The organism is Vibrio agarilyticus (assembly GCF_012641465.1).
Classification (GTDB): Bacteria; Pseudomonadota; Gammaproteobacteria; order Enterobacterales; family Vibrionaceae; genus Vibrio; species Vibrio agarilyticus.
In genome coordinates this window covers 1-966 of sequence record NZ_JABAIK010000049.1, presented here as the reverse complement: position 1 = coordinate 966, position 966 = coordinate 1, and the positions used below count along the sequence as shown (strand labels likewise).

Genomic DNA, 966 nt, shown 5'->3' with positions numbered 1-966 from the left:
ACCATGGAAACCGAAATCCTGAAAGAGGCGCTGGAGATAGCCCAGTCAAAAAAGTTGATATCGCGCATGCCATTGCTACCACCGGACAATTCCCTGTCCTCCGAGTAGCTGCGGCTCTTGGCGTGTCGCGTTCGAACTTATACCAACGTTTGTCCGTGCGCCGAGAAGGCCGCTCAGTACGCTACAACAAGGCTGATGATGCGCTGTTATTGCCGTTGATAATCGACATCTGCAAGGAGCGCGGAAGTAACGGTTATCGCCGGATTACTGCGCATTTAAATCGCCAGTTGAAAGCAGAGCAGTACGTGATTGCGCGAGTGAATCCAAAACGCGTCTATCGCCTGATGCAACAAAACAACTTGCTGTTACGCAAACATACCGGTCGTGTAAGTGAGCACCGCGCTCATGACGGTCAGGTAATTACGTTGCACCCAAACACTCGTTGGTGCTCAGACGGCTTCGAAATCACGTGCTGGAACAAAGAAAAAGTGCGCGTGGCATTTAGCTTGGATTGTTGTGATCGCGAAATCATGAGTTATGTGGCCACAACGACGGGCATCCGCGCTGACATGGTTCAAGACATTTTGGTTGAAAGCATGGAACAGCGCTTCGGAGATGTCCGAGAGTTGCCACATACCATCGAATGGTTAACCGATAATGGCAGTTGTTATATCGCCGATGAAACACGGCAGTTTGCCAAGTCACTCGGTTTTAAAGTGTGCACGACACCGGTCCGCAGCCCGCAAAGCAATGGCATGGCTGAAGCCTTCGTGAAAACGTTTAAACGAGATTATGTGTATCTGAATGACCGCCCGGATGCAGCAACGGTGCTCATTAAGCTCGCAGAATGGTTCGAAGATTACAACAATTATCACCCGCACAGCGGATTGAAAATGATGTCACCGAGAGAGTACCGAGCTCTTAAAGTGGCGAGTTAAACTGTCCGTTTTAGTGGGGGCAACTACA

The 966-nt window shown here is 50.0% G+C and carries 1 pseudogene; it reads left to right on the top strand.

Annotation, left to right across the window (positions count from 1 at the left end):
- Nucleotides 1–938, top strand: a pseudogene (locus tag HGP28_RS18900) (IS3 family transposase); the annotation flags it as partial.
- Nucleotides 939–966 lie beyond the last annotated feature (28 nt).